Annotated in this window: 7 protein-coding genes and 1 pseudogene; 5 read left to right on the forward strand and 3 right to left on the reverse strand. The window is 34.4% G+C overall.

Features of this window, described 5'->3' with window-relative positions:
• On the reverse strand, positions 1-559 hold a 559-nt coding region (locus FY048_RS18865; RefSeq protein ID WP_446092154.1), incomplete at its 3' end, for a DUF262 domain-containing protein.
• Entirely contained in the window at positions 560-1,180 is a 621-nt protein-coding gene (locus FY048_RS18870) for a hypothetical protein (RefSeq protein WP_446092155.1), read from the reverse strand.
• 478 nt (positions 1,181-1,658) lie between these two features.
• Between FY048_RS18870 and FY048_RS18875 the strand changes: the two genes are divergently transcribed.
• From FY048_RS18875 to FY048_RS18895, 5 genes are all read left to right on the forward strand, one after another.
• The gene (locus FY048_RS18875) at positions 1,659-1,808 is read left to right on the forward strand and encodes a hypothetical protein (protein ID WP_446092156.1); all 150 of its coding nucleotides are present in this window, start codon (positions 1,659-1,661) and stop codon (positions 1,806-1,808) included.
• A gap of 64 nt (positions 1,809-1,872) precedes the next feature.
• A complete protein-coding gene (locus tag FY048_RS18880; protein WP_317808207.1) occupies positions 1,873-2,148 on the forward strand; it encodes a type II toxin-antitoxin system RelB/DinJ family antitoxin in 276 nt (91 codons plus the stop codon).
• Positions 2,126-2,458 (forward strand): type II toxin-antitoxin system YafQ family toxin, encoded by a 333-nt coding sequence (locus FY048_RS18885; protein WP_446092157.1) that lies wholly within the window; start codon positions 2,126-2,128, stop codon positions 2,456-2,458. The genes FY048_RS18880 and FY048_RS18885 overlap by 23 nt, the downstream gene beginning before the upstream one ends.
• 28 nt (positions 2,459-2,486) lie before the next feature.
• Positions 2,487-2,684 carry a hypothetical protein gene (locus FY048_RS18890; RefSeq protein WP_446092158.1) on the forward strand — a complete coding sequence of 66 codons (198 nt, stop codon included), beginning with the start codon at positions 2,487-2,489 and terminating at the stop codon, positions 2,682-2,684.
• Positions 2,685-3,021: 337 nt separating this feature from the next.
• Positions 3,022-3,525: a plasmid replication DNA-binding protein gene (locus tag FY048_RS18895; protein WP_446092159.1), complete on the forward strand. Its 504-nt coding sequence runs from the start codon at positions 3,022-3,024 to the stop codon at positions 3,523-3,525.
• A 735-nt stretch (positions 3,526-4,260) separates the two neighbouring features.
• Here the strand turns inward: FY048_RS18895 and FY048_RS18900 are convergent.
• Positions 4,261-4,700, reverse strand: a pseudogene (locus tag FY048_RS18900) (DUF262 domain-containing protein); the annotation flags it as partial.

The raw sequence follows: 4,700 nt of genomic DNA on the forward strand, positions 1-4,700 counted from the left end.
TAAACTCAGATTCCTGAAATACTTCATATTTTTCGAGATCAATTTCAGAAGCTAAATCTTTAGCTGTCTGAATAAACTTACCATCATAGATAGCATTATGAATTTCAATATCTTCTAGTTTGAACTTAGTAAGGTTAATTCTTCTAAAAATTTCTTTAATTATTTGATCATCTATTTTTCCTAAATCACGTAGTACAACTTGATACTCTAAAAAGTCTTCTCTTGTTTCACTATCAAGGTCAGCATAGGACTTTACTAATGTAAGAGGACTCTCGAAATTGTTATCAATATAATTAAAAATAGTTGTTAGACGTTGTTGTCCATCAATAACTTTTTGAGTGGTCTGAATTTTAGTTATATTAGTTTCACCTCTGCATACATATATTTCAGGAAATGGAAGCCCATGTAATATTGTATCGATGAATTCTTCTTGATGTTCTTGAGTCCAAACAAAACGTCTTTGAAAATCAGGTGCAAGCTCTAACTTATTCTCAGAAATTTTTCCATATAATTCAGCAATTGTTGGTGTAGTTACTGAGGGTTTAATTTGTTTAGCCATTTATGATATTCCTTGCAAATTTCGAGACTTCTTAATTTTATTGAAACCAGAGACAATATAGTTTTCATAATGAAAATATGACTTAAACACACCGGCAGCGACTTTATAATCACCTACCTCTGACTTGTTGTAAGAAATGCTTTCAAAATAATCGAACCAACTTTGTTTGAGGTCACTCATTTGAAACGATAGTGGTAATTTATCTGGTCTTATCCACCCAATCGCTACATATTCTAAAAATTCGTGATACATCTTGAGTTCGTGTTGGGTTAGAGTCCTACGATTTGCTTTTAATGACATTTGAAATTGAAGTATTTTAAACATAATAATGTCGAACAAATTCTCCGAAATTATTGCAACGTCAATGTCTGAGTCTAAATCAAAGTCTTTATTTTTATGTGGACTAAAACCGAGTTTTCCCGAACCTGTTATATATATTTCATGAAATGGAACGCAATATTTCTTAGCAATACGGCATCTGAAATTAAAATAACTTTGTTCATTATTTTGAAAGATGTGAGGTATCCCATGAAGAATATGTTTTCTACAAAAGTCGTCTAGTTGTTCGGCATTATCAGGATCTAGGCTGTCTAGCTCTCTAAAAAAATCATCCTTAACCATTTTAGTTTATCTAAAATTAACATAATGCGCATTATACGAAATGATTTTTAAAAAGTATTCTAAATCATAGTTTTATATATATATATAAAGCCTAATTACAACTGGTTGGGCTTTTTTATGTATTATTCACGTTTCACGCCCACTATTTGATCAAAGTTCCACGACTTTGATTAGGTAAATTGAATAATTAATAAAGTTGTTTCAAACTTAACTTAAAAAATTTGTTTTTGTGAAAAGAGCACGGATTGAAAATTTTTTTTTCGAAATCAATATAATTCGTATCGGCTTTAAATTTCGGTCGATATGAAAAATAAATGGAAGTTTTTCCTCCTGATACTTTTTTCATTTTCCCCTAAAAATTTAAGGTGAATATAGAGCCTTAAATTTCTTCATATCTGTGTAGTGCTGAAAACACACAACCAACCAGTATACGAAGTAATCCTTAATAGGCTCATCGGTAATCTAAGGATTTAAAAAGATGAGTGAAGCTTTAGCTGTTGAAGTATTGAGAACATCCCCAATAATTTTTGTTATCTGCTTAATATTATGGATTATTTATTCATTAATTAAGAATGGAAAATTGAAAGGTAGCATTACTTTTGGAAGTGATGAAAAAAGAAAAAAATGAAATTTATAATTATATTTATGCTATATTGTATCTCAATTGAGTTACACAATATTCAGGTGAAGATATGACTTCTCAAACCTCAATGCTACACGTTCGAATTGATGATGATACGAAGCTACAGGCACAGCAGGCTTTGAAATCAATGGGGATGTCTGTTTCTGATGCTGTACGAATCTTTTTGACTCGTGTAGTTGCTGAACAAGCGATTCCATTTGATGTACGTGTACCAAATACCACAACTGTAGCTGCAATGAATGAAGCTGATGCGCTCATTCAGGCAAAGAAAGCCCGTTTTGAAACTGTAGAAGACTTATTTAATGACCTCGAAAAAAACAGCTAAAGATAAACGGGCCGTTTTACCTCGATCATCGGATTACACCAAAGAGTTTTTAGCGGACTGGCAGAGGCTTTCTCGTAGTGGTCGTTATGATATGGGGAAGCTTAAAGAGGTCATGATGCTGATTATCGCCAATGATGAGTCTTTAGGTGCTGAATGGGTTGATCATGCGCTAAGTGGTAACCAATGGAAAAACTGCCGAGAACTGCATGTTGGTGGCGATTTTCTGCTGATTTATCGCATCGAGCCACTCTCTAAGTTTGAGATGGTGGTTTTTGTGCGTACTGGCACGCATAGTGAATTATTCAAATAGTTAAACATCAAATAAAAGGATATGGTCTATGACGAATACAGCAAAGTTACAAGAAGCTTTTAGAGCTGCAAAGGGAATTGTTGACCATGAATTTTCTAAAGACGTGATTAATGCTTGCGAAGCAGCCGATCAGGCAAGACAACAGCGTATTTTGAAGGGGGAAACCACCTTTGAACAGGAAGATACTGCATTAATGGCTGAATGGAGACGATTGAACCCTAAATAAGCAGATAAGAGCTTAAATTGCATTTATTTTGGTGTTTATTTATCAAAAAAGAGCAAATTTCATCAAATTAAAGCAAACGGTTTTATCAAAAAAACGCAACTAAAAGCAAAAATCAGCAAATAAGATCAAACTAAGGCAAATCCTAGTGTGTGGTATGTATCAAATTAAGGCAAATATACGCAAACTAGAATTTGTACGATGAGGCAAGATGTGTATTGTACTAGTACATGCAAGCTGTACTACCACAATACCTACACAATTCGCATATGCTCAATGTGTCTCTTGTCCTGCGGAGCTGTTTGTTTATTTACACCAAAAGATCATGCCAGGAAAAAATATGTCGTTACTTACAATCCTTGAAGCATCAAAACAGTTCAAAGTTGGTAGGACGAGTATTTATAAAGCAATTAAACGAGGGGACATTACTCCACGTCTAAATGCCCAAAATATTCAGGTAATTGATGCTCAAGATATGGTACGTGTCTTTGGTGGATCTATTCCCAAATCTGTTTCTGGAAACAGTACACCAGTTGTTTCTGGGAACAACGAGGAACTGGTACGTGAACTGCGAGAACAGATACAAGATTTGAAGCAAGATAAAGAATTCTTAAAGCAAGAAATGGCAAGCATTAGACGTGATTTCGATGACTTCAAATTAATGATTGAATACAAGGGTAAATCAGATCAATCAGAAACAGGTGAAACAGTTTCGGAACAAGCTGGAAACTGTTTTGGTGTACAAGAAAAACAGCAATGGGAACAAGTCGAAACAGATGGAAAACAGTCCCAAAAAACAGAAAAAAAGAGGTTTGGTTTTTTAAGAAGATTATTGGGTGATTAATTAAGTTAATAAAATTTATTCAAGAAAAAAGCCCTGATGTCTTGCAACATACAGGGCTTTTCCGTAAATTGTTGGTACGCAGTTATTTGATGCAGCAACATCAAGTAACGAAGATCATAAGGTTTGGCGACCGTTATGATTTCACCTTGCGGCTTGTACCTAGACTCTATTTTCACAATAACCTAGGTTATATGCAAGCCTAATTTTGAAAAACTTCGTTATTGATACCTTTGTGAATATCAAATAAGCATCTTAGATCGAGCTTTGCCCGCTTCTGCGTGTCCGTTTTTATACGTTTGGCATGTGGTGTGGGTGGAAGGAATAAGCGACGCTAGCGCACCACAGCAATTGTTTTAGAGGGATATAAGAGTCTAAAGCAGAAGTTGCTACTAGGGGAAATCGACAAAGCAACAACGTGATGAGTAGTTCAGGGATGCTTTAAATTGTATGTTGGGGAAACCCTCACAGAGAAAAGTGAACTGTTCGGTTTGAGAACGTGTCGATGCGGTGTGTGAATCGTAATCTCAGCCTATAAGGGAAAGCACAATTACCCTTTGCGTGATACGACCGATATACGTGGCTCCGAAGCCAAGATATTAGGAAGATCGGCAATACTTTAAGAGTAGTTTTGCGACTACTCTTAGGGTGAGTATTGCCGAAACTCTCTCAACCGTTTCCAAAGCCAAAGCACGAAGTGCTACGCTTTGGGGACGTGTTGAGAAGTTGAGAACATTACTATTTTTCGTATTGATCATTAATAAAACCTTGTAATATTTCCGAACGTTTTATTCTAGATTTTCTGTTATTGGTTCCTGTATACATATAGCTGTAATATTCGCCATAAATATTCTCTTTATCTTTTTTGTTAGCTAGAACATTTTCTTCAAATACCATTAACTTAGTTGCTAAGTTATCTAAGTTTAAGTTATTTTTCGCTAATTCTATGATTAAAGTAAAGAAGTTAGATTTTCTAAACCATATTGAATCAACTGGAAGTTCTAATTTATCTAACTCTGAAAAAGCCTTATATATTTGGCTCTTTCTTGTATTTTGACTTTCATATTTTTCATTAAATGCAACGATACATCTTTCTATTTCAATATCTCTTGTAAAGTATCCATCTCGTTCTAAAGTAGAGAGTATTAGTAAAAAGAAGTGTACATCTATCATTCTAG

It is taken from the genome of Acinetobacter sp. 1124_18A (assembly GCF_052824995.1).

Bases quoted from the DNA above. Each gene is read 5' to 3' on its own strand.
- FY048_RS18870 (WP_446092155.1), bottom strand. From the start codon at position 1,180: ATGGTTAAGGATGATTTTTTTAGAGAGCTAGACAGCCTAGATCCTGAT.
- FY048_RS18875 (WP_446092156.1), top strand. From the start codon at position 1,659: ATGAGTGAAGCTTTAGCTGTTGAAGTATTGAGAACATCCCCAATAATT.
- FY048_RS18880 (WP_317808207.1), top strand. From the start codon at position 1,873: ATGACTTCTCAAACCTCAATGCTACACGTTCGAATTGATGATGATACG.
- FY048_RS18885 (WP_446092157.1), top strand. From the start codon at position 2,126: ATGACCTCGAAAAAAACAGCTAAAGATAAACGGGCCGTTTTACCTCGA.
- FY048_RS18890 (WP_446092158.1), top strand. From the start codon at position 2,487: ATGACGAATACAGCAAAGTTACAAGAAGCTTTTAGAGCTGCAAAGGGA.
- FY048_RS18895 (WP_446092159.1), top strand. From the start codon at position 3,022: ATGTCGTTACTTACAATCCTTGAAGCATCAAAACAGTTCAAAGTTGGT.